This window comes from Halobacillus sp. BBL2006 (assembly GCF_000786645.1).
Classification (GTDB): Bacteria; Bacillota; Bacilli; order Bacillales; family Halobacillaceae; genus Halobacillus.
Map to the genome: position 1 here is coordinate 1 of NZ_JRNX01000412.1, position 1,180 is coordinate 1,180.

At 41.4% G+C, this 1,180-nt stretch carries 2 protein-coding genes; both read left to right on the forward strand.

Annotated elements, in window-relative coordinates:
* Positions 1 to 1,076, forward strand: a 1,076-nt coding sequence (gene dxs, locus LD39_RS12565; protein WP_035547166.1) for a 1-deoxy-D-xylulose-5-phosphate synthase, incomplete at its 5' end; no start/stop codon positions are given.
* Between the two features lie 5 nt (positions 1,077 to 1,081).
* Positions 1,082 to 1,180: S4 domain-containing protein (locus LD39_RS22200; protein ID WP_255349888.1), on the forward strand; the 99-nt coding region annotated here is incomplete at its 3' end.

Below are 1,180 nucleotides of genomic sequence, written 5' to 3' on the forward strand. Positions count from 1 at the left end.
TCATCGTACACGTGATGACTCAAAAAGGAAAAGGCTATCATCCAGCTGAAACGGATGTGAAAGATAAATGGCATGGCGTGGGACCTTATAAAATTGAATCCGGCGAGAAAATTAAACCAGTTGATGCTCCGCCAGCCTGGAGTTCCGTAATCAGTGAAGCGTTACGAGTTAAAGCGCGAGAGGACAACCGTATAGTTGCTGTTACACCTGCTATGATTCTTGGATCAAAACTTGATAAGTTCGGCGAAGAATTTCCTGAGCGGCTATATGATGTAGGAATAGCGGAACAGCATGCGACTACTCTGTCTGCAGGACTTGCAACACAAGGAATGAAGCCGTTTTTGGCTATCTATTCTACGTTCTTACAGCGAGGCTACGATCAAGTCATTCACGATGTAGCTAGACAAAATCTGAATGTTATATTTGGTATTGATCGAGCTGGTCTTGTGGGGGCTGATGGGGAAACACACCAAGGAGTATTTGATGTTGCATTCTTGCGCTCCGTTCCTAACATGATTATCAGTATGCCGAAAGATGAAAACGAAGCTCAACATCTCGTTCATACAGCTGTTGAATATAATGACGGACCTTTTGCTATTCGTTACCCGAGAGGAAATGCGAAAGGTGTAGAGACGGATAAAGAACTTAAAAGCATTCCTATTGGTAGTTGGGAAGTACTGAGGGAAGGTAAAGATGCAGTTATTCTTACGTTTGGAACGACTATAGATATGGCTTTGGAATCCGTTAAACGCTTAGAAGAAGAAGGGTTATCGGTTCGAGTGATTAATGCTCGCTTTATCAAACCACTCGATAATGCTATGCTTCATGACATAATGAAAGAAGAAATCCCTGTCTTAACAATAGAAGAAGCAGTTTTAAAAGGTGGATTTGGTTCAAGTGTGCTGGAGTTTGCAGAAGAACAAGGATACTCTCCATGGATAAGGCGTATGGGTGTTCCAGATCGTTTCATTGAACACGGAAGTGTGAAGAGTTTATGGGAAGAGATCGGATTAACACCAGACAATATAATCCGAAATCTGAAGGAAATGATCCCGACTAAAAAACAAAGGGCTTAATCAATATGGGAAGAAAAGTACGTTTAGATGTATTATTAGTGGAAAAAGGGTATTTAGAAACTCGAGAAAAAGCTAAACGAACGATTATGGCTGGTCTCGTCTTC